This window comes from Mesorhizobium sp. M7A.F.Ca.US.005.03.1.1 (genome assembly GCF_003997975.1).
Classification (GTDB): Bacteria; Pseudomonadota; Alphaproteobacteria; order Rhizobiales; family Rhizobiaceae; genus Mesorhizobium; species Mesorhizobium ciceri.
The window spans coordinates 44,099-68,908 of sequence record NZ_RZRO01000024.1; the positions used below are offsets into that span (position 1 = coordinate 44,099).

A 24,810-nucleotide genomic window follows, 5' to 3' on the forward strand; every position below is an offset into this window, starting at 1 on the left:
CGGCTCTCTCAGGCGGCGGCAGTGCGCCGTCCCGGCACCGGATTGCCGGGCGGTTCGTGGCCGAGCGGCGTCACCAGCGTCAGGTCGGGATAGCCGTTCTCGATCAGTTTGACGGCAGCTTGCGTCACCTCGTCGTCGGCCTCCAGCATGGAGAGAAAAACCTCGGTGGCGTCGCCGGTCAGACGGCCGATGCCCTGCGCGTCGGCTGGTCCGCATTCGACCACGACCAGATCATAAGCCGTTGTCAGCGATTGCATGATGATCGGCAGCCGGTCGGCGGCGCGCATGGCGCGGACCGGATCGGCGGTTTCGACCGGAATGACGTGACAGTCCGAGTAGAGATCGGCATGGATGACGTCACTGAACTGCGCTTCCGAAGCGAGCAGGTTGGTGATGCCGGGAAAAAGTCCGCTGTCCAGCATCGGCCGCGAGGCGGCCCCCGACGCGGTGAGGTCCAGCAACAGCACGCGCAGCCCGGCGTCGGCGACTTCGCGCGCCACCAGGATCGCCGATGCAGCCGCCTCGTCGCCTTCCGGCGAGACGAATATGGCGCGCGCCGCACCGCTGGCGATCAGCTTTTCGGCAGCCCTTTCGATATCGATCTCGCCCAGGGTGGAACGCGCCGGTTCGGGCTCGACAACCGTTTGCTCTGTCGCCGCCGTAGCGGGCATTGCGACCACATCCGGCGCCTCGGCCATGGCCGGCATCGCAGCGGCAAAAGGCTCCGCATCGGCTTCATGCGCAGGTTCAGGCAGTTCCTGGTGAATGACGGCTTCCTGGAAGACGGCAGTCTCGGGGCGGAAAAATGGCTTGGCGGCCGGCGTCTGCGCCACATGGGGCATCGCCACCTCATCGATCCGTTCGAAACGGGAACCGCTCGCCGGCCGCATCGCGCGGCCTGAGAACAGCTCCCGCAGAAGCGTCACGATGGCCATGATCAGCAGCGATGCGGCGAAAGCCGCGCCGACGATGGGCCCCACCTTCGGAAAATAGGCCTCGGAGGGAACCGACGCCTTCGAGGCGATCCGGGCGTCGACCGGCAGATAGTTGCGGTCCTGGCGCGAAGCGGCTTCGCGGTAGTTGGTCAGGTAGAGTTCGAGCTGCTGTCGCTTGGCGGTCGCGTCGCGCTGCAGTGCGTCGAGGTCGACCTGTTGTTCGCCGGCCTGCGCCGAAGCGGCTTTCAATGTGTTGACGTCGGCGACGAGCTGGTTCTCGCGGGCCTTTGCCGTCTCGGCCTGCATCAACAGGCCTTTCATGATCTTCTGGGCCTCGCTGCGGATCTGCGCGTCGAGATCGGACAGTTGCGATTTCAGCGCGCGAATGCGCGGATGATTTCCAAGCAGCGTCGTCGACAGATCGGCGATGTTGGAGCGCAATTCGACCTGTCGCTCACGCAAGCGCTGGATCAGGTCCGATGACAGAACCTCCGGCACGGCGTCCAGCGAACCGCCATTCTGCAGCGCCCTGCGCACACCGTCGGCGGTCGCTTCGGCCGCAGCGCGGTTGGCGCGCACTTTCGACAGTTCGCTCGACAGTTCCGAAAGCTGCTGGGTGGCCAGCACCGAATTGTTGCCACCCATCAGAAGATCGGACTGGGCGCGATAGGCGGCGACCTTCGCCTCCGCATCCTTGACCTGCCGCTGCAGGTCGGCGATCTCGGGCGCCAGGAAGTCTGCCGCGGCGCTGTTCGATTCGAGCTTGGCCGCCCCTTGCCCCGCTATATAGGCGGCAGCGATGGCGTCCGGTATGGCGGCCGCGAGCTTGGGATCTTCCGATGAGAACTCGATGGCAATGATGCGGGTCTTCTCGACGCCGTAGACGTTGAGCTTCTCGTGCATTTTCTTGAGCACGCGCTCTTCCGTCGGAATTTCCATCGGGTCGCTTTTCAGCCCGACCAGGACCAGAGCGCGGCTCAGCGCCGACATGTCGAGCGCTTCATTGAACTCGGGCAGTTTTTCCAGCCCAAGCTTTTGCGAGACCTGCTTGAGGATTTCGTTGGAGGAAATGATCTGGACCTGGGTGGCGACGCCCTGCTCGTCGAGAATAGGCTTGTCGGTGTCGTTGTTATTGCTGGCCGGCCGCGTGTAGATGGATTCGCGCGGCGCGATCTCCACCTGCGTCTCGGCCTTGTAGTGCCGGGTTGCCAGCGAGGCGAAAGCAAAGGCCAGCCCGGTCGCCAACAGGACGACGAGGCCTATACGCAGCCAATTCCTCGCCAGGCTGGCGAAGAGCTGCCTGAGATCGACATCGACATCTGCGGCCGCGGACTGAACGGACATGCATCCCTACTCCGATACTGGGTCAGCACGCACCGTAAACAACTATGGTAACTCAGCCGTTAAGATCGCGGTAAGTTTTCGTTAGGGTTTACTGGCGGGCGACAAACAAAACCGCCAGAAATCGCAAAAACTCTTGCCGATGCGCCACGTGTCGGCCGCTCCCTTTACCGGCCATTAACCCTAACAGGATGATAACGGGCCTCGATCCCTGATGTTTGCTGCGACGCCGCAGCGGCCCAGTCGAAGGTACTTGTCCGGTCATGAAAAGCACTGCTTCCCTGTTTCGCGCGCTGCTTGCCGTATCGATGCTGGCTGGCTGTTCCAGCTACCGGCCGACGCCGGCCGCCTTCCATGAGGTGCTCGATCAGCCCTATCGTCTTGGCGCCGGCGATCGCGTCCGCGTCACCGTGTTCGAGCAGGACGGGCTGACCAACACCTACAGCGTCGATCAATCCGGCTATCTCTCCTTCCCGCTTGTCGGCGCCATACCGGCGCGCGGCCACACCGCGCAGCAGATGGAAAAGGAGATCGCCGACAAATTGCGGCAAGGCTATCTGCGCGATCCCGACGTTTCGGTCGAGATCGACCGCTACCGGCCGATCTTCGTCATGGGCGAAGTGGGTGCCGCCGGCCAATACTCTTACGTCCCCGGCCTGACGGTGCAGAAGGCAATCGCCATTGCCGGCGGCTTCACGCCGCGCGCCAACCAGGAAAGCGTCGACATCACCCGCGACATCAACGGCAAGGTGATGACCGGCCGCGTGGTCACCTCCGACCCGCTGCTGCCGGGCGATACGGTCTACGTCCGCGAACGCCTGTTCTGACAGATACCAAGTGGCGGACAGGCTCAGGATCGTCCATTGCTTTCGCTCACCCGTCGGAGGAATTTTCCGGCATGTGCGCGACCTGACCGAGGCGCAGGTCGCCGCCGGGCATTCCGTCGGCATCGTCTGCGATTCGACGACGGGCGGCGCGTTCGAGGAACATCTGTTCGAGCAGATGAAGAACATGCTGGCGCTCGGCATTCATCGCACGCCGATGCAGCGCCACGTCGGTCCCGGCGACCTTGCCTCGGCCTGGCGCACGTACAGGATCATCAAGGAATTGCGGCCGGACGTACTGCACGGGCACGGCGCCAAGGGTGGCGCCTATGCCCGTCTGTTCGGCTCGTTGTTGCGGGTATCAAGGTCTCGCGTAGCCCGCCTTTATTCGCCGCATGGCGGCTCCCTCCACTATGACGAGAACACGACCACCGGAAAGCTGTTCTTCGCGCTCGAGCGCTTCATGGCTCGCTTCACCGACTATCTGCTGTTTGTCTCGGACTATGAGCGGCGGACCTATCGCCACAAGGTCGGCGAGCCGCCCATTCCCAACACCCTCGTCTATAACGGCCTGCGCGCCACTGAATTCGAGCCGGTGATCACCGCGCCGGACGCAGCCGACCTGCTTTATATCGGCATGATGCGCGACCTGAAGGGGCCGGACATCTTCATCGACGCATTGGCGCTCGCCGGCCCACGGTTCGGCCGCGCGCTGACCGCGGTGATGGTCGGCGACGGCGACGACCTACCGCGTTACCACGGGCAAGTGAAACGCCTCGGGCTCGAGCGCCATGTCCGCTTCCTACCGCCGATGCCGGCCAGGGAGGCCTTTGCCCTTGCCGCGCTTATCATCGTTCCTTCGCGCGCCGAAGCCATGCCCTATATCGTCCTGGAAACGCTTGCCGCGGGAAAGCCGATGATCGCAACAGCGGTCGGCGGCATTCCGGAGATATTCGACACCGGTTCCCCTGCCCTGATCCGACCTGACCCGATCGAGCTCGCCGAAAGGATGAGCCAGGCGCTGGCCGACCCGGCCGCCTATCGCGACCTGATGCCGGATGAGGCCGACCTCAAGGCACGCTTCGGCGCCGATGTGATGGCCGCCGACATCGAGAACGCCTATTTCGCCGCGCTCGACAGGTAGGCGCAGGACCAAGCCGTTCCAAAGCCGTATGTTGTTTCAAGGGTTTCTTAGCTCTCTTTTGCTATGACCGAGGGGAAGCTTGCGGAAAGCCCTCATGAACGAGATCGACCCCGCGCGCCGCTTTTCAGCAGAGGCGGTGCGTAAATTCGACGGCCCGGCCGATGGCGACACGCCAAGCGGCATGAACGATGTCGCGCGCCAGGTCGCCTCGCAGTACCGGCGCGATACGATGTCGCCGATCATGGTCAGCGGCGTCCTGCGCATGGTCGAATTCGGCTTGCTGTTCCTGTCCGGGCTCGCCGTCTATTTCCATTATGTCGGGTTCTTCAATTATCTCGCCTGGCAGTATCCGGTAACGATCGCCGCCGCGTCGTTCCTTGCCGTGGTGCTGCTCGACGTCACCGACTGCTACCAGATCGTCGCCCTGATGCGGCCGATCGCCAATTTCGGCCGCGTGCTGCTGGTCTGGGCCGGCACTTTCGCCCTCATGGCGCTGACGGCGTTCGTCATGAAGATGTCGGAAAACTATTCGCGTCTTTTGTTGGGCAGCTGGTTCGTCATCGGCTTCGTTCTCATCTTCGGCCTCAGGCTGGTAATGTCGAAGCTGATCCGGGCCTGGGCGCGCGATGGCCGCATGGAGCGGCGCGCCGTCATCGTCGGCGGCGGCAAGGCGGCGGAAATCCTGATCCGCTCGGTCGAAAAGCAGCCCTACAACGATATCCGCATCTGCGGCATCTTCGACGATCGCGGCGATAAGCGCTCGCCGCCCATCGTCGCCGGCTACCCCAAGCTCGGCACCATTTCGGAACTGATTGAATTCGCCCGCATCGCCCGCATCGACATGCTGATCGTGTCGCTGCCGCTGACCGCCGAATCCCGCGTTCTGCAGTTGCTGAAGAAGCTGTGGGTGCTGCCGGTCGACATCCGGCTTTCGGCGCATTCCAACGCACTGCAGTTTCGCCCGCGTGCCTATTCCTACATCGGCGCGGTGCCGATGCTCGACATCTTCGACAAGCCGATCAACGACTGGGATTCGGTGGCCAAACGCGCCTTCGACATCGTCTTCAGCCTGATCGGCATCGTCGTGTTCTCGCCGGTGATGCTGGCGACCGCCATCGCCATCAAGCTCGACAGCAAGGGTCCGGTGCTGTTCCATCAGAAGCGGCACGGTTTCAACAACGAGATCATCGAGGTCTATAAGTTCCGTTCGATGTATACCGACAAGGCCGACCCGACCGCCAAGCAGACGGTGACCAAGAACGATCCTCGCGTCACCCGCGTCGGCCGCTTCATCCGCAAGACCTCGATCGACGAGCTGCCGCAGTTCTTCAATTCGCTTCTGGGTTCGCTATCGCTGGTCGGCCCGCGTCCGCACGCCATCGCCGCGCAGTCGCATAACCTGCTCTACAACGAGGTCGTCGACGGCTATTTCGCCCGCCACAAGGTCAAGCCCGGCGTCACCGGCTGGGCGCAGATCAATGGCTGGCGCGGCGAGATGGACACCAACGAGAAGATCCGCATGCGCACGGAGTATGATCTCTACTACATCGAGAACTGGTCGCTGCTGTTCGATTTGCGGATCCTGTTCCTGACGCCGCTCCGGCTGCTCAATACGGAAAACGCCTATTGAGCGCGATCAGCCATGATCTGCCGCAGGTCGTGGTCAACGCCAAGCTGGTCGCGCTGATTTCCTCGGGCGCGGTCTTCATCGGCATTCTGCTGTCCGGCTTCGTCATCAGCGAGCCGGCGCCCTATGAGCTCTACATGGCGGGGCTGATTGCCATCTGGGCGCTTTTCGGCTTGCGGATTTCCCGCGCGGCAACGCCGCTGCTGGTGCTGCTGGTGACGATGAACATCGGCGGCATGATCTCCATGACGCAGATGGCGGACCTCGCCAACACGCCGCTCTATCTCGCCGTGTCGCTGTTTCTCGCCTTCAGCGCGGTGTTCTTCGCATCGATCACAGCCGTACAGCCGAGCCTCTACCGATTGATCTTCATTGCCTATGTGGTTTCGGCCGTGGCCACCTCGCTGCTTGGCATTGCAGGCTACTTCCATGCCTTTCCGGGCGCCGAGATGTTCACCAAATACGACCGTGCCGCCGGCGCCTTCCAGGATCCGAACGTGTTTGGACCGTTCCTGGTGCTGCCCGGCATCTATCTGCTCTATTTGCTCCTGACCGGACCGGTGACGCGCATGCCGCTGCTGGCGGTGCCACTGCTGATCATCACCGCCGGCATCTTCTTCTCCTTTTCGCGCGGCGCCTGGGGCATGTTCGCCGTTTCGGCCGTCCTGCTCACCGGCTGCCTGTTCCTGCAGAGCGCCAGCGGCATGTTCCGGCTGCGCGTGGTGGTGATGACGATTGCAGCACTGGCGCTGCTGGTCGTCGCCATGATCGTCATCCTGCAGCTGCCCGGCGTGTCGGAGATGTTCTCCAACCGTGCCCATCTCGAACAGAGCTACGACACCGCCCGGCTCGGCCGCTTCGCCCGCTACGGCATCGGCTTCCAGATGGCGATGGAGCATCCGTTCGGCATCGGCCCGCTGGTCTTCGGCACGATCTTCGGTGAAGACACCCACGACATCTGGCTGAAGATGCTGATGGATTATGGCTGGCTCGGCTTCGTGTCGTTCCTCGCGCTCGTCTTGTGGACGATAGCAGCCGGCTTCCGCATCCTGCTGCGCGACCGGCCGTGGCAGCCCTATCTCCTGTGCGCCTATGTCGCCTTCATCGGCAATATCGGGCTCGGCACCTTCATCGACATCGACCACTGGCGCCACGTGTACCTGCTGCTCGGCCTGATCTGGGGCGCCATCGCTCTGGAATACAGGCACCAGCGGTTGTTGCGGCCTGCCTTTCAGGGCTCGCCGGCACCGGCAATCGCAGCGGGATAAAAGTCGCGGAATTCGGTTGACCCGCACGGGGTTATCACGATACATCGCGACCGGTCCGGAGTGTAGCGCAGCCCGGTAGCGCACTTGACTGGGGGTCAAGGGGTCGTCGGTTCGAATCCGGCCACTCCGACCATTAGTTTCCTTGAAGCCCCTAGTTTTTATCGAAGGCGCCGGAAGCGCCTTTTCCCTTTTCGGAACGAAGGGCACTCAAATCGCCAGTCTCGGAACAGGACTCCCGAGAAAAGTCCCGAACTGGACAGTTGGATGTTCTGCATCCGTGCGCATTGGCGATCTGAGATTTGCTCAACCAGTGTCTTTCAAAGCACCCGCAGATTTTCAGAATGTCGGCTGGTCGCCGCCTGCAGATGAGCAGGATGCTCGGAGCTCAAAGCATTTTACGAGATCCATTCCCTGCTAAACTGGGAGCTTCGCAATCTCGGCTCGCCAATACCTCATGGCCTCCCCAATAACGTCATCCAAGAATTGCCGGGTCTGGTCATCCTCTGTCACCACAAGAGCAGGCTCACCAATATCGAATCCTGAACTGAACGTTTCAGCTGAAAATCCCCCACCGCGCTGAGCTTTGGTTGGTTTTTGGCCCCGAGTGATCGTTGCTGTTTTTCTGCCTAGTGCTCCGTGCTTGTGAGTGTCGTGTATGTCCCGTGCGATGGCCAACGCAGGCACGGCCGAGCCGAGGGAATCCCGCTCCAAGCTGACTTTTTGCGCGATTGGATTAGTGTGCCGGATGAAGTGTTCGGCTAGATTATCAATTTCACCCAGTGCGATTATGGCATGCCGCACGCTCAGGTCCTGGGCCGCCCACTCGGCAACCGATGGTTCTACGAAGTCCTTGAGGAATTGAAGCGGGTGCATGCTTAGGAAGCCCCTATCTCTTATGGCGCGGCGATCTCAGCGCAGGATGAACGGCAATGCGCTGGCTTGGCGTTACCGTTCTTTGAATGATAGCAACATCAGCGGCAGCTTGCCGCCTGGAAGTGAGGGCGGGTCTAATCCGGCTGCTTGGCTCGTCTTCTCAGCGTAGCCACCAGCCTCTCTCGCAGTTCGTCAAAAATCCCAAGGTTATTGAGCGCGCTGATCTGCGAATCTATGGTAACTACTGCATCTGGAATTTTTTCGGTTTTACGCCTCGCGTAATCGTACAGCGCAGCGGACCGCGCGTAAATTTCGGCAGCGTCGAGAATGTATTCTTCCAAATTGGCGGCCGCCACGATCATTCGCTCCGGGCGCCTTTTGGGGACTATCGAGCTTATCCTCGACCTCTGAATCTGTATTTTCGTCAGAGTGGCCGCCAATGTTTCCCTGTCGGTCGGAAGCGACACCTCCGTCATTTCCTTAAAAGCCTGAATTGCTTCGGCCGGAGGCGTAGGAAAATCTTTTACTTTGACTGATCGTGGAAGCGATCCATCAACACACCTGTCTAGCAGGCTTCTTAGTATCGAGGCGCACTCTTCGGCGTATTCGGAAAGGAGGCTTAGCGATAGCGGCAGAGTGGCGCGGGCTGCCGCTCTGCGGCTTGCCAGCCTCTCGGCTTCAAGACAAATCTCCTGCCTCATTTGCATATTGATTGCGCGCACGCCCCACCAGGCGCCAGCCAAAGCAACCAAGCCCGCGATTAGTGTTTGGTAGTCATACAGCCACTCCCAGTGGAAATTGGAGGAGAACTGGCAGAGTCCGTAATGCGCAACAGGACTGCAAGCATCATGTGCACCTTGCCAGATGGCGCTAACAGCAAGAAAGACTGCGGCCGTCAAAATTATCGCCCTCGAAATGCTGTTTACCACGGAAGAATCCTTGAACTGCGCATCCTTTGGTGGATTGCCGCCGGCAATCACCAATACAAATAGCCGATTCACTTGGCTGACATGACGAGATTCGTCATGGGCGCACGCTTTCCACAGGGTCCCCGCAACAGGGACCATACCCAACGCGCCTCAGCGCGATCCTCAGCTGTGCTCGCAGGAAAGCAAAGCCTAAGTCCAGATCGATCAAGCATCGGGGTCTGCTTGATGGGATAGAAGCCGCCGATGTCGCGGCCGCCCTGCTGGCTGCAGGATACCGTGATGTCAATGCGCCGGGCGGCGTATCCTCCAAGTTAATGACGCGAGATGCGTCGTGAACTTTCCATCCCAAAGCGTCGAGGGGCTACCCCTGGCACACATCGACCCATTCGGCGCCGATTAGCTCAACCATGCGCTGCGGGCTGATCCGCACCGCCGCATTGGTGGCGCCTGCCGCGGGCACGACCTCGTCAAATTCGCGCAGCGATACGTCGCAATAGACCGGCAGCGGCGCCGGCAGGCCGAACGGGCAGACGCCGCCGACCGGGTGGCTCGTCGCTTCGACAACTTCCGCCGCGTCGAGCATGCGCGGCTTGCCGCCGAACTGGTCCTTGAACTTGCGGTTGTCCAGCCTGGCGATGCCGCTGGTCACCACCAGCATGGTGCGGTCGCCGACGCGCAGGCAGATCGTCTTGGCGATCTGCGCCGGCAGCACGCCATGCGCCTCGGCCGCCAGGGTCACCGTCGCCGAGCTCGCCTCCGTGACGATGACGTCGATGTCAGGCGCGTGGGCGGCGAAGAACGCACGAACGGAGTCCAGGCTCATATCGAAAAACCCATGGTTCAAAAACTTGAAGGACGGCGGATTGCTGTCCAGCAGCCGGGGCCGCCGCGCATATAAGCACGCGCGGCATACAAATCGGCAAGCGCCAGGCTGAAGCAGACGCTGCGGCAGGTACAAAGAAACCCGCCAAGAGGGCCTTGGCGGGTTCTCTGGAATGCCTGGTGCGGGTCTACGCCAGCGATCGACCTTGCGCCGCCGGCGGCGCAGCCGGGGTGATCAGAGCTTCCTGGGGAAGGTGAAGCGCGGACACAATACGACGCAGCTTCGACGGATCGGTCACTCTGCCGCTTTCGATATCCTCAATCTCGTCCACCGCCAGGCCGCATGTCAGGGAGAGCTCTTCCACGCTGTAACCGCGGGTCTCCCGCATCGCTCTGAGGGTGTTGTAATCTGGCCCGCTCCCGTTGGTTGCCGGTTCGGAGTGGGGTTCGCTTTTCGCATTATGGGGCATTGGCAACTCCATGACTGAAAGAGTTTGATCAAATGAGGAGTGTTGCCTGAGACGGTCGGGAAGATGCCCTCTCACTGGTGATTTGCCAAGGGCCAAAATGGCCGTCACGGGATCGTGAACCGGGTGCCTGGCGCGGCCTCTGGCGCACACGTCGCGATCAAGTTGTTTTGAAGGCCTGATTGGCCTTTTGCCGGCAGTTTCGCCGCGCCCATTCGTTATCTCCGGGTCGCTGGCGCGAAACCATCCGGTTCCAGCCAGTTCTCTCCCGGAAGGATTTTTTGCAATGAACTTGAAGACAGTCATGGTCGTGCTCGGCACGATTTCCAGCCTTTCCGTCGCCGGCGCGGGCGCCGCCCAAGCCGCAGGCGCGCTTCGTGTGCGCGGCACGGTGGTCAGTTTTAAGCCCACGCTGCTCACCGTGAAAACCCGCCAGGGCGATACCGACGCGATCAAGCTCAAGGCCGGCTGGAAGATCTCGGGCGTCGCCAACGCCTCGGCAACGGACATCAAGCAGGGCGATTTCCTCGGCATTGCCTCCGTATCGAAAGCGGATGGCGGCAGCGGCGCCCTGGAGGTGGTGGTCTTCCCGGCCGCGCTGAAAGGCACTGGCGAGGGTGACCGCCCCTGGGACCTGCAGCCAAACAGCCGGATGACCAACGGCACCGTCGCCGATGTTACCGATATAAGCGGGCGATCCGTCACGCTGACCTATGACAATGGCCAGACCAAGAAGATTTCGATTCCCGACACCACCCCTGTCGTCACCTTCGCGCCGGCGACGCCGACCGACCTCAAGCCGGGTGCGACGGTCTTTGTCACCGCTGAGCGGGGCAGTGACGGCGCACTCAGCGCCAGCCGCGTCGTGGTCGGAACCAACGGCGTCGTGCCGCCGATGTAGTCGGACAGGCGGCCAATGGCCGCCTCTCGATCTTGCCGTGCATGGTGGCGGGAGGCTGGATTGGGCAGAAACAGTCCAGAAACAAAATTCTACAATCGGGAAATACTGACGAAAAAATTCAGGCGCGTAATTCCATTCGCGGCGGGCGGGCTATCGCCCCGATCCATATGCGCCCGCGAAACAAAAGGAAACGATCCATGAAGAAGTCCCTCCTCTCGGCCCTCGGGCTTGCAGTTGCATTGGCTTTCACGGTGCCCGTCATCGGTGCGACGAGTGCGGATGCGGCGCCGATGGCAAAGCATCATCGTCACCACCATCATCATCGCCACCATGTCCGCCATCACCATCATCACCGCCACCACCACCATGTGATCGGAAACAAGGCCTAAGCACCGCAGACTGCCACCGAGAAGACCGGCCTTGGCTTCCCTGTCCAAGGCCGGTCGTCCCTTGGCATTGCGGCGCGTCAGCTCGACACGATTTGGGCGCACCAAGTTCGTCGAATGACGGCGCCAGCTATCTCCACCATCAGAAGCACCGCCTCAGCGCCGGCTGAACAGCAGACTGGCGACAAGACCGAGCACCACAAGGCCGACAGCAGCGGCAGCCGCCGGATGGTCGCGGGCCGACCTCTCGATCACCCTGCCCTGTTTGCGCAGTGCCGGCATGGCGTCGCGCAGACGCCCCGCAAGATCGGAATAGGTGTCGAAGGCTGCATCGCGACCGTCCTCGTAGTAGGCGCCGCCTCGCCTTGCCACAGCCCTCTTCAAGCTGGCCAGTTCTTTGGTGAGAGCCGCGACCTGCCTGTCGAGATCGATGTCCGAGAGGGTCGAAAATGATGCCATGATGTGTTTCCTTCACTTGCAGAAGGAAACGTAACGCCTCACCGGAAGACGGGTTCCGGTTTCGAACTATCGCGTCGGGCTGCGGTCAGCGCACCTGATCAAGCAGGCGCTTGCATTCCAGGAGGTCGAACAGCGCCTCCTGCAGCAAGGCCCTGTTGTCGCGCGAGAGTTTCGATGCATCCGGCTGCACCGGACCGTCCTCGTCGCTCTTGCCCAGGCCGAAAAAGCGACGGCTGGGTTTGACGCGCGGCTGGCCGACCAGTTCGTCGTCCATGCTGCGCGGCTGGGCCGCCGGCGTCAGCGGCACCTGGTCAGCCTGCCTTCGCTGCGAGATCGCCTCGACGGCGGCCATGTCGCCATTGCCGATGGCAACCAGGAAATGGTTGCCGTTCTCGCGCAACAGCTTCTGCACGCCCTTGATGGTGTAGCCCTGGTCGTAGAGCATGTGGCGGATGCCCTTGATCAGCTCGACATCCTGCGGCCGGTAGTAACGACGGCCGCCGCCGCGCTTCATCGGCTTGATCTGGTTGAAACGCGTTTCCCAGAAGCGCAGCACATGCTGCGGCAAATCGAGATCTTCGGCGACCTCGCTGATGGTACGAAAGGCGTCGGGGCTCTTGTCCATGGGCGAATCCTCACGCTGGACGATGATCCGGCCTAGCTGCCGAATCGGGGCTTATTTCAGCGGTTTATGAAGCAATATTCAAGCCCGGCGTCATGGCGGCGGCGGTTTTCAACCGCGCAGTAGGATTACTTGCCGCTTTTGGCCTTGCCGCTCTGATGGGAGCGCAAGATACGGCTCTTCAGCACGTTGGACGACTTGAAGGTCATCACCCGACGCGGCAGGATCGGCACTTCCTCGCCGGTCTTGGGATTGCGGCCGATACGCTCGTTCTTGGAGCGGACGTGGAATGTCGCGAAGGACGACAGCTTCACCGTTTCGCCGCGCACGATGGCTTCGCAGATTTCATCCAGCACCGCTTCGACGAGTTCGGCCGATTCAGTGCGCGACAGGCCGACCTTCCGGTAAACTGCCTCGGCAAGGTCGGCGCGCGTAAGTGTCTTTCCCCCCATGCGACCGTCCCATCAGCTCAAAACATAAAATTCGGCACAACAACGGCAGAGCCTAAGTAATTGATCCGTCAAGGTCAAGGACCGAAACTGGACCGTTCGGCACTTACCAGCGAACCAGGACAGCGCCCCAGGTGAAGCCGCCACCCATCGCTTCCAGGAGGACGAGATCGCCCTTCTTGATGCGGCCGTCGGCAACGGCCACCGACAGCGCCAACGGCACGGAAGCAGCCGAGGTGTTACCGTGCAAATCGACCGTAACCACCACCTTTTGCTCAGCTATCCCGAGCTTCTTGGCGGAAGCGTCAATAATTCGTTTATTGGCCTGGTGCGGCACGAACCAATCGAGATCCTCGGCTGAGATACCGGCTTGCGCAAACGTCGCCTCGATGACGTCGGTGATCATGCCGACCGCGTGCTTGAAGACTTCGCGGCCCTCCATCCGGAGATGGCCGACCGTACCCGTCGTCGACGGCCCGCCATCGACAAAAAGCTTGTCCTTGTGCGTGCCGTCGGAGCGCAGGCTGGCCGCCAGAACGCCATGGTCGGCGATCGTGCCCGCGCCCTCGCCCGCTTCCAGGATCATGGCACCGGCGCCGTCGCCGAACAGCACACAGGTCGACCGGTCGCTCCAGTCGAGAATGCGCGAGAATGTTTCGGACCCGATCACCAGGACACGCTTGGCCAGGCCGCCGCGGATGTAGAGATCGGCGGTGGTCACGGCATAGACGAAACCCGAACAGACCGCCTGCATGTCGAAGGCAAAGCCGTGATGCATACCGAGCCGGTTCTGGATCTCGACGGCGGTGGCCGGAAACGTGTTGTTGGGCGTCGAGGTCGCCAGCACGATCAGATCGATGTCGGCGGGCGTGAGGCCCGCATTGGCAAGTGCGGCACGTGCCGCCGCTTCCCCCAGCGAAGCCGTCGTCTCGTCATCGCCCGCGATGTGGCGCTGGCGAATGCCGGTGCGCTGGGCGATCCACTCGTCGGAGGTCTCGACCATGCCTTCGAAATCGGCATTCTTCATGATTCGGCGGGGCAGCGCGGCGCCCGTGCCGCGCACGACTGATCTGATCAAAGTTCTTTCCTATTCCTTTGCGTCGGTGACGACGTCGGATTTCCTAGATGACAGGGCGCGCGGGTTGCGCGCATGAAACAGGTCCAGATCGGCCTCGATACGGTCGAGGAGGTTGTTGCGGACCATGTCATAGCCGAGTTCGATCGCGGCGGCGAACCCGTCAGAATCAGCACCGCCATGGCTTTTGACGACGATCCCGCTCAGCCCCAGGAAAACGCCGCCATTGGAGCGGCCGACATCCATCTTTTCGCGCAAGCGGTTGAAGGCGCCCTTAGCGAAGACGTAGCCGATCCTGGCCATCAGGGTGCGGCTCATCGCGGCGCGCAGATAACCCGCTATCTGGCGCGCCGTGCCTTCCGCGGTCTTCAGAGCGATGTTGCCGGCGAAGCCCTCGGTCACCACAACGTCGACCGTGCCCTTGCCGATATCGTCGCCCTCGACGAAACCGTGATAGTTCATCGAGGCCATGTTGGCTTCGCGCAGCATGCGCCCCGCCTCCTTGACCTCTTCCTGGCCTTTGATCTCCTCGACGCCGACATTGAGCAGGCCGACGCTGGGCCGGGCTATGCCGAAGACCGAGCGCGCCATGCCGGTGCCGAGAATGGCAAAATCGATGAGCTGTTGCGCATCGGCCCCAATGGTCGCGCCGACGTCCAGCACCACGCTTTCGCCGCGCAATGTCGGCCAAAGGGCTGCGATCGCCGGGCGATCGATGGTGGCCATGGTGCGCAGGCAGAATTTCGACATCGCCATCAGCGCACCGGTGTTGCCCGCGGAAATGCAGGCGTCGGCCGTGCCGGCCTTGACCGCTTCGACGGCCTTCCACATCGATGACTTCCAGCGGCCGTGGCGCAGCGCCTGGCTCGGCTTGTCGTCCATCCTGACCGCAATTTCGCAATGGAAGAATTCGCTGATCTCGGCAAGCTTGGGAAATTTGGCGAGCTCCGGGCGCACGACCTCCTCACGCCCGAAGATGACGAAGCGGATGTCGGGACGACGGGTCGCGACCGTCATGAGCGCTGGAATGACCACGGCTGGTCCGTGATCGCCGCCCATGGCATCGATGGAAATCCTGATCACGCGGTATTTGTCTCACGGTTAGGCGGCAGGTCGTTTAGCGACCGCGAAGGTTCGGCGAAAATAACGGTTTTGGGCTGCCACACAACCGACTTTTCCGTCGCGGGCGAGCTTTTCAGGATTTTCCCAGCAAGGATCGCAGTTTTTGCTGAAATTCATTCTCCGCCGGTTCGGTCTCGCTGCCGGCGTTGAGCGATGCGCCCTGCTTACGCGGATAGGGGTCGATGGCGAGCCCGAAATACTGTTCGGCGAGTGCCCCGACATCGATCGTGTCACCGGAAAATGTCTCTGGACTGTCAGGGCCTTCCGCGTCGAGCAGGATCTCGCCGCCACCATCGAAACCCTGCCGTCCAAGCTTGGAATCCTCGGGCAGCAGAAGCGCTTCGACCGGTTCGTCGATATGCGCTTCGACAGGCTCGAGCGTGACGATGCAGGCCTGGGTGATGTCGGCTTCGACACGACCGCTTATCTTCACGCCATTGCGCTTCCACGACGCGACCAGAAGCTCGGCGCGATAGGATTCGACCGAAATCAACCCGTGCTCCTCGGCCAGTGCCGCACGCTGTGCGGCATCGGCTTCGATAACCAGCGGCAGGCCCTTTTGCGGCAGGCGCGTGATGTTTGCACGGAAGGAGACCGGGCTTTGCGGGTCCACATGCTTCATTGTTCAACCTCCTTGGCGGCGGGAAAGGTCAGCGTGCCGGAGACAATCGATTCGGATGTCTGCGCGGCCAGATGATTGCGCGCGTCGGTAACATAGTTGGCCAGCAGCGATGCCTCCAGCCAGGCGCCCGCGTCGGGCCGGACATTGCGGGCAAGAGCCGCGGTCAGCGCTTCATGGTCGTTTCTTTCCAGGGCATCGTCATAGGCAGCGGTTCGGCCATAAAACATCTTTGCCAGCTTTTTCATGCGTTTGGGCACGCCAACGTCGCCAATGCCCAATTCCCGCAACGAATGGTCGACGTCGAGGAAGAACTCGTCGATCAGCACCTGGGCGACCTCTTGCGCCGCACCGCTCTCACCGCGCAACCTGTGCTGGAACAGGAACATGTGCAGCGACAGCATCTCGAAACGGCCAAGCGGCGTGTCTGGCACATTCCAGTGGGAATAAAACACCGTCTGCCGCGCCGCCGCCACGATTTGTGCGTAAAGCGCCTCGGTGATAGCGCGGTTGGCGTAGCGTTCGCGGCCAAAAAAGCGCTGGAACATTGGGGATGGTCTCCTGGGGACCGTTTGTTGAAGTGGGCTTGTTGCATCGGCAAGCAAGCTGGTTTACCGGTTTCGCGGCCCAGCGCAAGTTGCGGCCAGCTAATGGAGTTGTTGTTGCGCGCGCTGAATTTCAAGTCGACCTTCTCGTCCAGGCCCGCCGGCGCGATCTCGCTGCTGATGATCGTTTCGGCACTATCGGCCTGCCACACCTCCAAGATGATCGGCGACCTCAGCCCGAGTGAGACGCTGACGCAAGGTTACGTCATAGACCAGCAGGCAATCGACCTGGTGCCGGTCGGTTCGAGCCGCGAGCAGGTGCTTCTGGCGCTCGGCACGCCGTCGACGACCGCGACCTTCGACAACGAGGCCTTCTATTACATTTCGCAGACGCGCAAGCGCTACGTCGCCTTCGACAAGCCACGGCTCATTGATCAGCATGTGCTGGCGGTCTATTTCGGCGCCGATGGCCGCGTCACCCAGATCGCCAATTACGGGATGAAGGACGGCAAGATGTTCGACTTCATCTCACGCACCACACCGACCGGCGGCAAGGACCAGAACTTCCTCAGCCAGATCATCAACGGTGCCAGCAAGCTGGCACCCAGCATTCCGGGCGGCGGCGCCTAATTCCTTTCGGCTTCCATTCCGGGAGCCTCATCATCTCAGGCGACCAAAAACCCGCGGGAGCGATCCTGCGGGTTTTTGTTGTGGCCTCGATCAGGGCAAGATCCCCGTATGTTTGCCGGCGATGCTTAAGCCGTCGAAACCCAAGCCGGTAGATGAGATACCGGCGCATTTACCGTATGCAAGAGATCGGCTTGTTGACGCGTCGACATGGCATTGCTCAACAAAAAACCCGCGGGATCGCTCCCGCGGGTTGTTTCGGGCTGAAGCCTAGATCAGCCGTGCGCGAGCACGGCCAGCAGCAGGAGCGCGACGATGTTGGTGATCTTGATCGCCGGGTTGACGGCGGGGCCAGCGGTGTCCTTGTAGGGATCGCCGACCGTGTCACCGGTCACCGAAGCCTTGTGCGCCTCGGAACCCTTGAGATGCTTGACGCCGTCCTTGTCGACAAAGCCGTCTTCGAAGGACTTCTTGGCGTTGTCCCAGGCGCCGCCGCCAGAGGTCATCGAGATGGCGACGAACAGGCCGTTGACGATGACGCCGAGCAGCGAGGCACCCAGCGCTGCAAAGGCGGACGCCTTCGAGCCCGAGATGAGCAGCACGCCGAAATAGACGACGAGCGGCGCCAGCACCGGCAGCAGCGACGGGATGATCATTTCCCTGATTGCCGCCTTGGTCAGAAGGTCGACCGCGCGGGCGTAGTTCGGCTTCGAGGTGCCGGCCATGATGCCCGGATCCTCGCGGAACTGCTTGCGCACCTCCTCGACGATGGCGCCCGCCGCACGGCCGACGGCCGTCATGGCGATGCCGCCGAACAGATACGGGATCAGCCCGCCGAAGATCAGGCCGGCGACGACGTATGGGTTGGAGAGATCGAAGGAGATCTCGCCCATGCCCTGGAAGTAGGGATATTTGTCGCCATTGGCGGCGAAGAACTTCAGGTCGTTCGAGTACGCGGCAAACAGCACCAATGCGCCGAGACCAGCGGAGCCGATGGCGTAGCCCTTGGTCACCGCCTTGGTGGTGTTGCCGACCGCGTCGAGCGCGTCGGTGGAGTGGCGCACTTCCTTGGGCAGGCCGGCCATTTCGGCGATGCCGCCGGCATTGTCGGTGACCGGGCCGAAGGCATCGAGCGCAACGATCATGCCGGCAAGGCCGAGCATCGTCGTGACCGCGATCGCCGTACCGAAGAGGCCGGCAAGCTGATAGGTCGAGATGATGCCGCCGACGATGACGATCGCCGGCAGCGCCGTCGATTCCAGCGAGACCGCGAGGCCCTGGATGACGTTGGTGCCGTGACCGGTGACCGACGCCTGGGCGATGGAATTGACCGGGCGCTTGTTGGTGCCGGTGTAGTATTCGGTGATGACCACGATGAGACCGGTCACCACGAGGCCGATCAGGCCGCAGATGAACAGGTTCTTGCCGGTGATGACCATGCCGGCGACCGTGCCGACCTCACCCCAGCCGAGCGTCACCTGGGTGGCGACGCCGAGGCCGACGATGGACAGCAGGCCAGTGACGATCAGGCCCTTGTAGAGTGCGCCCATGATCGAGCCGTTGGAACCGAGCTTGACGAAGAAGGTGCCGACGATCGAGGTCAGGATGCAGGCGCCGCAGATGGCGAGCGGATAAAGCATGGCCGCACCCAACACGGCGGTCCCGCCAAAGAAGATGGCAGCCAGAACCATGGTGGCGACGACAGTCACCGCATAGGTTTCGAACAGGTCAGCGGCCATGCCGGCGCAGTCGCCGACATTGTCGCCGACATTGTCGGCGATCGTGGCCGGGTTGCGCGGATCGTCTTCGGGAATACCGGCTTCGACCTTGCCGACGAGATCGCCACCGACGTCGGCGCCTTTGGTGAAGATGCCGCCGCCGAGACGAGCGAAGATCGAGATCAGCGATGCGCCGAAGCCGAGCGAGACCAGCGAGTCGATGACGATGCGGTCATTGGGCTGGAGGCCCATGAAGTGGGTCAGGATGAGGTAGTAGATCGACACGCCGAGCAAGGCGAGGCCAGCAACCAGCATGCCGGTGATGGCGCCCGATTTGAACGCGATGTCGAGGCCGGCAGCGAGACTGTTCGATGCGGCCTGCGCCGTGCGAACGTTGGCGCGAACGGAGACATGCATGCCGATGAAGCCGGCGGCGCCTGAAAGCACCGCTCCGATCAGGAAGCCGATCGCGGCGGTGATGGACAGCAACCACCAGGCGAGCACGAGGACGACGACGCCAACGATGGCGATGGTGGTGTACTGACGCGCCAGATAGGCTTGTGCGCCCTCGCGGATAGCCGCGGAGATTTCCTGCATGCGTGCATTGCCCTGATCGGCCGCAAGGACCGAACGTGTCGCCCAGATGGCGTAAAGGATTGAAAGCAGGCCGCAGGCGATGACGGCGGAAATAATTGTCATTGCCGGATTTTCCTCGATTGATGGCCCAAAAGAACCCCTCCCTGGGCCGTTGAGACAAAGACCGGATTCCGAGCACGGAATCCGCCTCTTCGCAGCGGTGTATGCGAAACAGGGCTGCGAACGTCAAGATATTGTTCGGTTTTTGCCCGGCTTTCGCCCAAATGGTTGGGACCAGGCGGCGGCTGCCGTCAGCACCCTGCGATTAGATCGATTGAAATTAGCCCTGACGCAGGGCGTGGCTACTCTGCCTCCCGGCCCATCCGGCGCGCCGTGTAGCGCTCTATGGCCGACAGGCCGTCATAGATCAGCACGGCAAGGGCTGCCACGATCAGGCCGCCCTGCAGGATGAAGGCGAGATTGTTGGATAACAACCCGGCGATGATCACTTCGCCCAGCGTTTTGGCTGCCACGGTCGAACCGATGGTCGCCGTGGCAAGGCTGATCACCACCGACAGCCTGATGCCGCCGAGAATGATCGGGGCGCTGAGCGGCAGCTCGACCTTGGTGAGCCTTTGCCAACCGGTCATGCCGGCGCCGCGCGCCGCCTCGACGACGTTGGCAGGTAGCGTCGTCAGGCCGGTCAGCGCGTTCTCGAAGATCGGCAGCAGGCCATAGAGAAACAGCGCGATCAGTGTCGGCTTCTCGCCGAAGCCGACGGCCGGCACGGCGAGTGCCAGCACCGCCACGGGCGGAAAGGTCTGGCCGATGTTGACCAGGCTGCGCGACAGCGGCAGGAATTCGGCGCCGGCGGGCCTGGTGACCAGGATGGCAAGCGCCACCGCAACGATGGTTGCTGCCACGGTGGCGATCAGAACCGTGCGCAAATGCAGCAATGTCAGCGTCAGCAGGCTGCCCTGGTTGTAGATCACCGGCGCATTGTTTTCGGTCAGCGGCTTCAGCAGCGGCACGAACCAGCCGGGATTGGTGACGAAGGCAACGAGCAGCATCACCAGGGCAAGTCTGAGCAGCGATGGAAGCCAGGCCTTCATGCGGGCCTCGCCGCGCGCTTCACCAGCCCGTCGACGGTGACGCGGCCAAGCGGCTTGCCATCGGCGCCTTTGACCGGCAGCGCCGGCCGGCCCGTCCACAACAATTCGGCCAGCGCGTCACGCTGGCTGGCGTCGCCGGGGATCGCCTCGCCTTCGGCGGAGCCCTTCTCCACGGCATCGCGGACCCGACCGAGCGACAGCAGCCGGAACGGCCTTTCGCTGGCGCCGACCAGGGTCTCGACGAAGGCGCTTGCCGGCTTTGCCAGGATCTCGGCGGGCTTGGCGTATTGCACCAGCTTGCCGGCATCCATGACCGCGATCTTGTCGCCCATATGCACGGCCTCTTCCATGTCGTGGGTGACCAGGATGATGGTGGTGCCGAAGCGCTTCTGGATCGCCAGCAGATCTTCCTGCGCCTTGTTGCGGATGATCGGGTCGAGGGCGCCGAACGGTTCGTCCATCAACAGCACGTTGGGCTCGGCGGCGAGCGCGCGGGCAACGCCGACGCGCTGTTGCTGGCCGCCGGACAGTTCGTGCGGATAGCGCGGCCCGAAGGCTTCGGGGTCAAGCTGATAGAGCGTCATCAGTTCGTCGACCCGGGCCTTGATGCGGTCCTTGTCCCAACCGCGCAGCACCGGCACGGTGGCAATGTTCTGCGCCACCGTGCGATGCGGGAACAGGCCGTGGCCCTGGATGGCGTAGCCGATGCTGCGGCGCAGCTCATAGCCGGGCAGCGAACGATTGTCGGCGCCGTCGAGCTTGATGATGCCCGAGGTCGGCTCGACCAGCCGGTTGATCATGCGCAGCAGCGTCGTCTTGCCGGACCCGGACGTGCCGACAATGACGGCGATGGTGCGCGGCTCGATGACCATCGACACGTCATCGACCACGGTCGTCGCGTCATAGCGCTTGGTAATGCCTTCGATCTCGATCATGCCGTTTCAACCCTGCGCCTGGTGGCGGTCATTTCGATCACCGCATCGAGGATGATGGCGGCGGCAAAGGCGAGCGCGACCGTTGGCACCGCGCCGAGCAGCACAAGGTCCATCGCCGTCTGGCCCACACCCTGGAAGACGAATACGCCGAAACCGCCGCCGCCGATCAGCGCGGCAATGGTGGCGAGGCCGATGTTCTGCACCAAGACGATGCGGATGCCGGTGAGGATGACGGGAAAAGCCAGCGGAAACTCGACGCCGAACAGGCGCTGCCTGTCGGTCATGCCCATGCCGCGTGCCGCGTCGTTGGCGGCGCGCGGCACGCCAGCGAGACCGACCACGGTGTTGGCCACCACCGGCAGCAGCGAATAAAGGAACAGCGCGACGAAGGCGGGGGCTGTGCCGATGCCGCGAATGCCGAGCGCGGCAGCCCCCGGCACATGCGTGGCCACCCAGCCGAGCGGCGCGATCAGCAGGCCGAACAGCGCGATCGAGGGAATGGTCTGGATGATGTTGAGCACGTTGAGAACGCCGGCGCGCAGATTCTCGACGCGATGGCAGAGAATACCGACCGGCAGGCCGACGACCACTGCCGCAAGCAGCGACCCTAGCGCCAGCGTTACATGCTTGGAGCCCTCCGCCCAGAAACTGTCGGCGCGGTTGAAATATTCCTTCAGGATCGACAGATTGTCCCAGCTTCCCGAAATCAACAGCAGCCCGATCGCCAAAGCCGAGACCGCAAGCACGCCAACTCGTGCCAATGGCGACAGGTCCAGCCGTGTCAGCACATCGGCGAGCAAAAGCGTGAAGGCAAAGATCAGAATCCAGAAACCGGAAGCCGGCGAAACTCTCGCAAAGGTGTTGCCCTCCGGCGTGAGGAATGTTCCGGCGACGCCGATCAGCAGCGCGAGCGCGGCAAGCGCCACCACGCCGGCGGCAAGGCGCAGCGAAAGCGGTGTCTTGAACAGCGCGATGAGTGCTGCGGCGACGATCATGACGAGCAGCAGCGTCCCGGTGGTTGCCGGCAGCGCCTCGAGAATTGAGCGCGCCTGGCCGGGGACGATGCGGTTGGCACGGAACGTGGCAAAGGGCGCGGCAAAAGCCGCGTAGGCTGATATAGCGGCGATGACCACGCCGAGCTTGTCGAAGCGGATGTTCACGCCCTCCCCCGTCAGTCGATCCGGCGCGCCACGAAAGCGGCGCGCCGGAATCGTCCTACTTCAGGAAGCCGTTCTTCTTCAAAAAGTCCTCGGCGACGCCCTTGACCGGCTCGCCGCCGACCTGCACGCGACCATTCAGCTCCTGCAGCGTGACGAGGTCGAGCTTGGCGAAGACCGGCTTCAGCAGCGTCTCGATCTCGGGATGTTGCTTCAGCACCGCTTCGCGGATGATCGGCGCCGGCTGGTAGACCGGCTGCACGCCCTTGTCGTCGTCGAGCACGACGAGCCCGGACGGTGCGATGCCGCCATCGGTGCCGTAGACCATGGCCGCATTGGCGCCGTTGGTCTGGTTGGCGGCCGCGGCGATGGTTGCCGCGGTGTCGCCGCCCGAGAGAGTGATCAGTTGGTCCGGCTTCAGCGTGAAGCCATAGGTGGTCTGGAAGGCCGGCAGTGCAGCCGCCGAATTGACGAACTCGGCGGAAGCCGCCAGCACCACCTGACCGCCGCCCGCGACATATTTGCCGAAGTCGGTGAGCGTGGCGAGCTTGTTGGTCTCGGCGACTTCCTTGCGCAGCGCGATCGCCCAGGTGTTGTTTGCGGGCGACGGCGACAGCCAGACGATCTTGTTGGCGTCGTAGTCGAGCTTCTTGGCCGTTTCATAGGCCTTGGCGGCATCCTTCCAGACCGGGTCGTCGGCCTTCTCGAAGAAGAAGGCGGCGTTGCCGGTGTATTCGGGATAGATGTCGATCTCGCCGGCGGTGATCGCCTTGCGCACCACCGGCGTGCCGCCGAGCTGGATACGGTCTGATGTCTTGATGTTGTTGGCGTTGAGGACGAGCTGGATGATGTTGCCGAGCACGCCGCCCTCGGTGTCGATCTTCGAAGAGACAACCACCTGGGCATTGGCGGAAGCCACCGTGATGCCGAGCGCCAATGCCGCGCCGGCCAGAAACTTGACTGAAAACATTGTGGAACCCCTAGCTATGAACCGAAACGCGATGACCGCATATGAGCATGGCTTCAACGGCCAGTCGGGGCACACGGTTTCATAACAAGGGGGATCGGCGCAATATTTTTGTTCGGAAGGCCGATTTTGAGGCGACGCTGGCGATCTGCTGCCATCTGGCGGATAATGCCATAGAGTGCGGGTGGCAAACACGGAGAGCGTGTCATGGCCATACACAAAGTCGGCTACCTCATCGGAAGTCTTGCCCGGGAATCCATCAACCGCAAGCTCGCGAAGGCGCTCGTTCAACTGGCTCCTCCGGAACTTGAAATGACGGAAATCGCCTTCAGGGATCTGCCTCTTTACAGCTACGACTATGATGCGGATTTCCCGCCGGTCGCCCGGGATTTCAAAAAGGCGATCGCGTCCGTTCAGGCCGTCCTGTTCGTTACCCCGGAGTACAACCGCTCGATCCCTGGCGGATTAAAGAACGCGATCGACTGGGCGAGCCGCCCCTATGGAAAGAATTCATTCGCGCGCAAACCGTCCGCCGTCATCGGAACATCGCCGGGCGCCATCGCAACCGCTGTCGCCCAACAAAGCCTGCGCAGCGTTCTGAGCTTCTGCAACTCACCCCAGATGAATGCGCCGGAAGCCTATATCCAGTTCACGCCGGGACTGATAACGGACGACGGCGAAGTGACGGTCGAATCCACCGAGGACTTCCTGCGCAACTACATGGCTGAGTTCCATATGTTCATAGCGAGGGTGCTTCAGGTGTTGCCGCCGGACGCATAGGTTTGGCGTCAAGCCGGGCGCGCGCTCGTCAGCTTCAGCGCGCCCAGCGCCACGAAGCACAGGACGGTGACCGGAAAGACTATCCAGTTCAGCATCTCCCAGCCCCAGGCGTTGTAGACCATGCCCGACATCAGTGAGGCGCAGGCGACGGAGCCGAACAGGACGAAGTCGTGGAAGCCTTGCACCTTGCCCTTTTCCGACGGCCGGTAGGTGGAGGCCACCATTGCGGTCGCGCCAATGAAGCCGAAGTTCCAACCAAGGCCTAGCAGGATCAGCGACGTCCAGAACTGCCACAGCGCCAGGCCCGACAGAGCGACAATGGCGCAGCCGATGAGCAGGATCAGGCCGGTGGTCACAATGCGTTCGGCGCCGAAGCGATGGATCAGCGAGCCGGTGAAGAAGCTTGGCGCAAACATCGCCATGACGTGCCAGGAGATGCCGAGCGTCGCGTCGGTCTCCGACAGTCCGCAGCCGACCATGGCCAGCGGTGCGCCCGTCATGACGAAGCTCATCAGCGCGTAGCTGCCGAC

26 protein-coding genes and 1 tRNA gene are annotated in these 24,810 nt (G+C 62.3%); 8 read left to right on the forward strand and 19 right to left on the reverse strand.

The window, feature by feature from the left end; genetic code table 11:
* Positions 1-8: 8 nt before the first annotated feature.
* Positions 9-2,279: an exopolysaccharide transport family protein gene (locus EN990_RS13160; protein WP_127388310.1), complete on the reverse strand. Its 2,271-nt coding sequence runs from the start codon at positions 2,277-2,279 to the stop codon at positions 9-11.
* Between the two features lie 260 nt (positions 2,280-2,539).
* On the opposite strand from EN990_RS13160, the gene EN990_RS13165 reads away from it, so the two are divergent.
* From EN990_RS13165 to EN990_RS13185, 5 genes are all read left to right on the forward strand, one after another.
* Positions 2,540-3,103 (forward strand): polysaccharide biosynthesis/export family protein, encoded by a 564-nt coding sequence (locus tag EN990_RS13165; protein ID WP_013532220.1) that lies wholly within the window; start codon positions 2,540-2,542, stop codon positions 3,101-3,103.
* A 10-nt stretch (positions 3,104-3,113) separates the two neighbouring features.
* Complete coding sequence (locus EN990_RS13170; protein WP_127368454.1) at positions 3,114-4,244, forward strand: glycosyltransferase family 4 protein; 1,131 nt, start codon at positions 3,114-3,116, stop codon at positions 4,242-4,244.
* Positions 4,245-4,338: 94 nt separating this feature from the next.
* The gene (locus EN990_RS13175; protein ID WP_013532222.1) at positions 4,339-5,874 is read left to right on the forward strand and encodes an undecaprenyl-phosphate glucose phosphotransferase; all 1,536 of its coding nucleotides are present in this window, start codon (positions 4,339-4,341) and stop codon (positions 5,872-5,874) included.
* Positions 5,871-7,139 (forward strand): O-antigen ligase family protein, encoded by a 1,269-nt coding sequence (locus EN990_RS13180; RefSeq protein ID WP_127368453.1) that lies wholly within the window; start codon positions 5,871-5,873, stop codon positions 7,137-7,139. Before EN990_RS13175 ends, EN990_RS13180 begins: the two co-directional genes overlap by 4 nt.
* Positions 7,140-7,195: 56 nt before the next feature.
* Positions 7,196-7,272: transfer RNA gene (locus EN990_RS13185), tRNA-Pro, on the forward strand.
* Positions 7,273-7,553: 281 nt separating this feature from the next.
* Here the strand turns inward: EN990_RS13185 and EN990_RS13190 are convergent.
* The 4 genes from EN990_RS13190 to EN990_RS36120 form a co-directional block, all read right to left on the reverse strand.
* Positions 7,554-8,012: a hypothetical protein gene (locus tag EN990_RS13190; RefSeq protein WP_127368452.1), complete on the reverse strand. Its 459-nt coding sequence runs from the start codon at positions 8,010-8,012 to the stop codon at positions 7,554-7,556.
* A 134-nt stretch (positions 8,013-8,146) separates the two neighbouring features.
* Positions 8,147-9,079, reverse strand: coding sequence for a hypothetical protein (locus tag EN990_RS13195; RefSeq protein ID WP_127368451.1), 933 nt, complete (start codon positions 9,077-9,079; stop codon positions 8,147-8,149).
* Positions 9,080-9,302: 223 nt separating this feature from the next.
* On the reverse strand, positions 9,303-9,764 hold the full coding sequence (locus tag EN990_RS13200; RefSeq protein WP_127368450.1) for a YbaK/EbsC family protein: 462 nt from the start codon (positions 9,762-9,764) through the stop codon (positions 9,303-9,305).
* A gap of 187 nt (positions 9,765-9,951) precedes the next feature.
* Positions 9,952-10,536, reverse strand: a complete 585-nt coding sequence (locus tag EN990_RS36120) for a helix-turn-helix transcriptional regulator (RefSeq protein WP_245460911.1) — start codon at positions 10,534-10,536, stop codon at positions 9,952-9,954.
* On the opposite strand from EN990_RS36120, the gene EN990_RS13210 reads away from it, so the two are divergent.
* Complete coding sequence (locus tag EN990_RS13210; protein WP_027162415.1) at positions 10,517-11,131, forward strand: hypothetical protein; 615 nt, start codon at positions 10,517-10,519, stop codon at positions 11,129-11,131. The genes EN990_RS36120 and EN990_RS13210 overlap by 20 nt on opposite strands.
* An 89-nt stretch (positions 11,132-11,220) precedes the next feature.
* Here the strand turns inward: EN990_RS13210 and EN990_RS35485 are convergent, their stop codons facing one another.
* The 8 genes from EN990_RS35485 to EN990_RS13250 form a co-directional block, all read right to left on the reverse strand.
* Entirely contained in the window at positions 11,221-11,568 is a 348-nt protein-coding gene (locus EN990_RS35485) for a hypothetical protein (protein WP_164753443.1), read from the reverse strand.
* A 105-nt stretch (positions 11,569-11,673) separates the two neighbouring features.
* On the reverse strand, positions 11,674-11,976 hold the full coding sequence (locus EN990_RS13220) for a hypothetical protein (protein ID WP_013532229.1): 303 nt from the start codon (positions 11,974-11,976) through the stop codon (positions 11,674-11,676).
* 85 nt (positions 11,977-12,061) lie between these two features.
* Entirely contained in the window at positions 12,062-12,601 is a 540-nt protein-coding gene (locus EN990_RS13225; protein ID WP_063167770.1) for a MerR family transcriptional regulator, read from the reverse strand.
* A gap of 125 nt (positions 12,602-12,726) precedes the next feature.
* Positions 12,727-13,050: an integration host factor subunit alpha gene (locus EN990_RS13230; protein WP_013532231.1), complete on the reverse strand. Its 324-nt coding sequence runs from the start codon at positions 13,048-13,050 to the stop codon at positions 12,727-12,729.
* A gap of 103 nt (positions 13,051-13,153) precedes the next feature.
* Positions 13,154-14,125: a beta-ketoacyl-ACP synthase III gene (locus tag EN990_RS13235; RefSeq protein ID WP_024504674.1), complete on the reverse strand. Its 972-nt coding sequence runs from the start codon at positions 14,123-14,125 to the stop codon at positions 13,154-13,156.
* Positions 14,126-14,134: 9 nt separating this feature from the next.
* On the reverse strand, positions 14,135-15,205 hold the full coding sequence (plsX, locus tag EN990_RS13240; RefSeq protein WP_024504675.1) for a phosphate acyltransferase PlsX: 1,071 nt from the start codon (positions 15,203-15,205) through the stop codon (positions 14,135-14,137).
* Positions 15,206-15,317: 112 nt separating this feature from the next.
* Positions 15,318-15,866, reverse strand: a complete 549-nt coding sequence (locus EN990_RS13245) for a DUF177 domain-containing protein (RefSeq protein ID WP_027162417.1) — start codon at positions 15,864-15,866, stop codon at positions 15,318-15,320.
* Positions 15,863-16,411, reverse strand: coding sequence for a ubiquinol-cytochrome C chaperone family protein (locus tag EN990_RS13250; protein WP_063167769.1), 549 nt, complete (start codon positions 16,409-16,411; stop codon positions 15,863-15,865). Before EN990_RS13250 ends, EN990_RS13245 begins: the two co-directional genes overlap by 4 nt.
* Before the next feature lie 114 nt (positions 16,412-16,525).
* Here EN990_RS13250 and EN990_RS13255 point away from each other — a divergent pair, with 114 nt between their 5' ends.
* Complete coding sequence (locus EN990_RS13255) at positions 16,526-17,038, forward strand: outer membrane protein assembly factor BamE (RefSeq protein ID WP_013532236.1); 513 nt, start codon at positions 16,526-16,528, stop codon at positions 17,036-17,038.
* A gap of 272 nt (positions 17,039-17,310) precedes the next feature.
* On the opposite strand, the gene EN990_RS13260 is transcribed toward EN990_RS13255, so the two are convergent.
* The 5 genes from EN990_RS13260 to EN990_RS13280 all read right to left on the reverse strand — a co-directional run bounded on the left by EN990_RS13260 (position 17,311) and on the right by EN990_RS13280 (position 23,503).
* A complete protein-coding gene (locus tag EN990_RS13260; RefSeq protein ID WP_013532237.1) occupies positions 17,311-19,452 on the reverse strand; it encodes a sodium-translocating pyrophosphatase in 2,142 nt (713 codons plus the stop codon).
* Between the two features lie 239 nt (positions 19,453-19,691).
* Positions 19,692-20,441: an ABC transporter permease gene (locus tag EN990_RS13265; RefSeq protein WP_013532238.1), complete on the reverse strand. Its 750-nt coding sequence runs from the start codon at positions 20,439-20,441 to the stop codon at positions 19,692-19,694.
* Entirely contained in the window at positions 20,438-21,376 is a 939-nt protein-coding gene (locus EN990_RS13270) for an ABC transporter ATP-binding protein (protein WP_127369762.1), read from the reverse strand. Before EN990_RS13270 ends, EN990_RS13265 begins: the two co-directional genes overlap by 4 nt.
* A complete protein-coding gene (locus tag EN990_RS13275) occupies positions 21,373-22,536 on the reverse strand; it encodes an ABC transporter permease (RefSeq protein ID WP_127384580.1) in 1,164 nt (387 codons plus the stop codon). Before EN990_RS13275 ends, EN990_RS13270 begins: the two co-directional genes overlap by 4 nt.
* 55 nt (positions 22,537-22,591) lie before the next feature.
* Complete coding sequence (locus EN990_RS13280) at positions 22,592-23,503, reverse strand: ABC transporter substrate-binding protein (protein ID WP_013532241.1); 912 nt, start codon at positions 23,501-23,503, stop codon at positions 22,592-22,594.
* 204 nt (positions 23,504-23,707) lie between these two features.
* On the opposite strand from EN990_RS13280, the gene EN990_RS13285 reads away from it, so the two are divergent.
* Complete coding sequence (locus EN990_RS13285; protein ID WP_013532242.1) at positions 23,708-24,280, forward strand: NADPH-dependent FMN reductase; 573 nt, start codon at positions 23,708-23,710, stop codon at positions 24,278-24,280.
* A gap of 8 nt (positions 24,281-24,288) precedes the next feature.
* Here the strand turns inward: EN990_RS13285 and EN990_RS13290 are convergent.
* A partial coding sequence (locus EN990_RS13290; protein WP_127388311.1) for an MFS transporter occupies positions 24,289-24,810 on the reverse strand: 522 nt, incomplete at its 5' end.

What these genes read in the sequence shown, in the direction of transcription:
- EN990_RS13220 (WP_013532229.1), bottom strand. Translation starts at nt 11,976, where the DNA reads ATGGCATCATTTTCGACCCTCTCGGACATCGATCTCGACAGGCAGGTC.
- EN990_RS13160 (WP_127388310.1), bottom strand. Translation starts at nt 2,279, where the DNA reads ATGTCCGTTCAGTCCGCGGCCGCAGATGTCGATGTCGATCTCAGGCAG.
- EN990_RS13260 (WP_013532237.1), bottom strand. Translation starts at nt 19,452, where the DNA reads ATGACAATTATTTCCGCCGTCATCGCCTGCGGCCTGCTTTCAATCCTT.
- EN990_RS13210 (WP_027162415.1), top strand. Translation starts at nt 10,517, where the DNA reads ATGAACTTGAAGACAGTCATGGTCGTGCTCGGCACGATTTCCAGCCTT.
- EN990_RS13245 (WP_027162417.1), bottom strand. Translation starts at nt 15,866, where the DNA reads ATGAAGCATGTGGACCCGCAAAGCCCGGTCTCCTTCCGTGCAAACATC.
- EN990_RS13280 (WP_013532241.1), bottom strand. Translation starts at nt 23,503, where the DNA reads ATGTTTTCAGTCAAGTTTCTGGCCGGCGCGGCATTGGCGCTCGGCATC.
- EN990_RS13285 (WP_013532242.1), top strand. Translation starts at nt 23,708, where the DNA reads ATGGCCATACACAAAGTCGGCTACCTCATCGGAAGTCTTGCCCGGGAA.
- EN990_RS36120 (WP_245460911.1), bottom strand. Translation starts at nt 10,536, where the DNA reads ATGACTGTCTTCAAGTTCATTGCAAAAAATCCTTCCGGGAGAGAACTG.
- EN990_RS13225 (WP_063167770.1), bottom strand. Translation starts at nt 12,601, where the DNA reads ATGGACAAGAGCCCCGACGCCTTTCGTACCATCAGCGAGGTCGCCGAA.
- EN990_RS13195 (WP_127368451.1), bottom strand. Translation starts at nt 9,079, where the DNA reads ATGGTCCCTGTTGCGGGGACCCTGTGGAAAGCGTGCGCCCATGACGAA.
- EN990_RS13190 (WP_127368452.1), bottom strand. Translation starts at nt 8,012, where the DNA reads ATGCACCCGCTTCAATTCCTCAAGGACTTCGTAGAACCATCGGTTGCC.
- EN990_RS13200 (WP_127368450.1), bottom strand. Translation starts at nt 9,764, where the DNA reads ATGAGCCTGGACTCCGTTCGTGCGTTCTTCGCCGCCCACGCGCCTGAC.
- EN990_RS13175 (WP_013532222.1), top strand. Translation starts at nt 4,339, where the DNA reads ATGAACGAGATCGACCCCGCGCGCCGCTTTTCAGCAGAGGCGGTGCGT.
- EN990_RS13250 (WP_063167769.1), bottom strand. Translation starts at nt 16,411, where the DNA reads ATGTTCCAGCGCTTTTTTGGCCGCGAACGCTACGCCAACCGCGCTATC.
- EN990_RS13270 (WP_127369762.1), bottom strand. Translation starts at nt 21,376, where the DNA reads ATGATCGAGATCGAAGGCATTACCAAGCGCTATGACGCGACGACCGTG.
- EN990_RS13230 (WP_013532231.1), bottom strand. Translation starts at nt 13,050, where the DNA reads ATGGGGGGAAAGACACTTACGCGCGCCGACCTTGCCGAGGCAGTTTAC.
- EN990_RS13265 (WP_013532238.1), bottom strand. Translation starts at nt 20,441, where the DNA reads ATGAAGGCCTGGCTTCCATCGCTGCTCAGACTTGCCCTGGTGATGCTG.
- EN990_RS13165 (WP_013532220.1), top strand. Translation starts at nt 2,540, where the DNA reads ATGAAAAGCACTGCTTCCCTGTTTCGCGCGCTGCTTGCCGTATCGATG.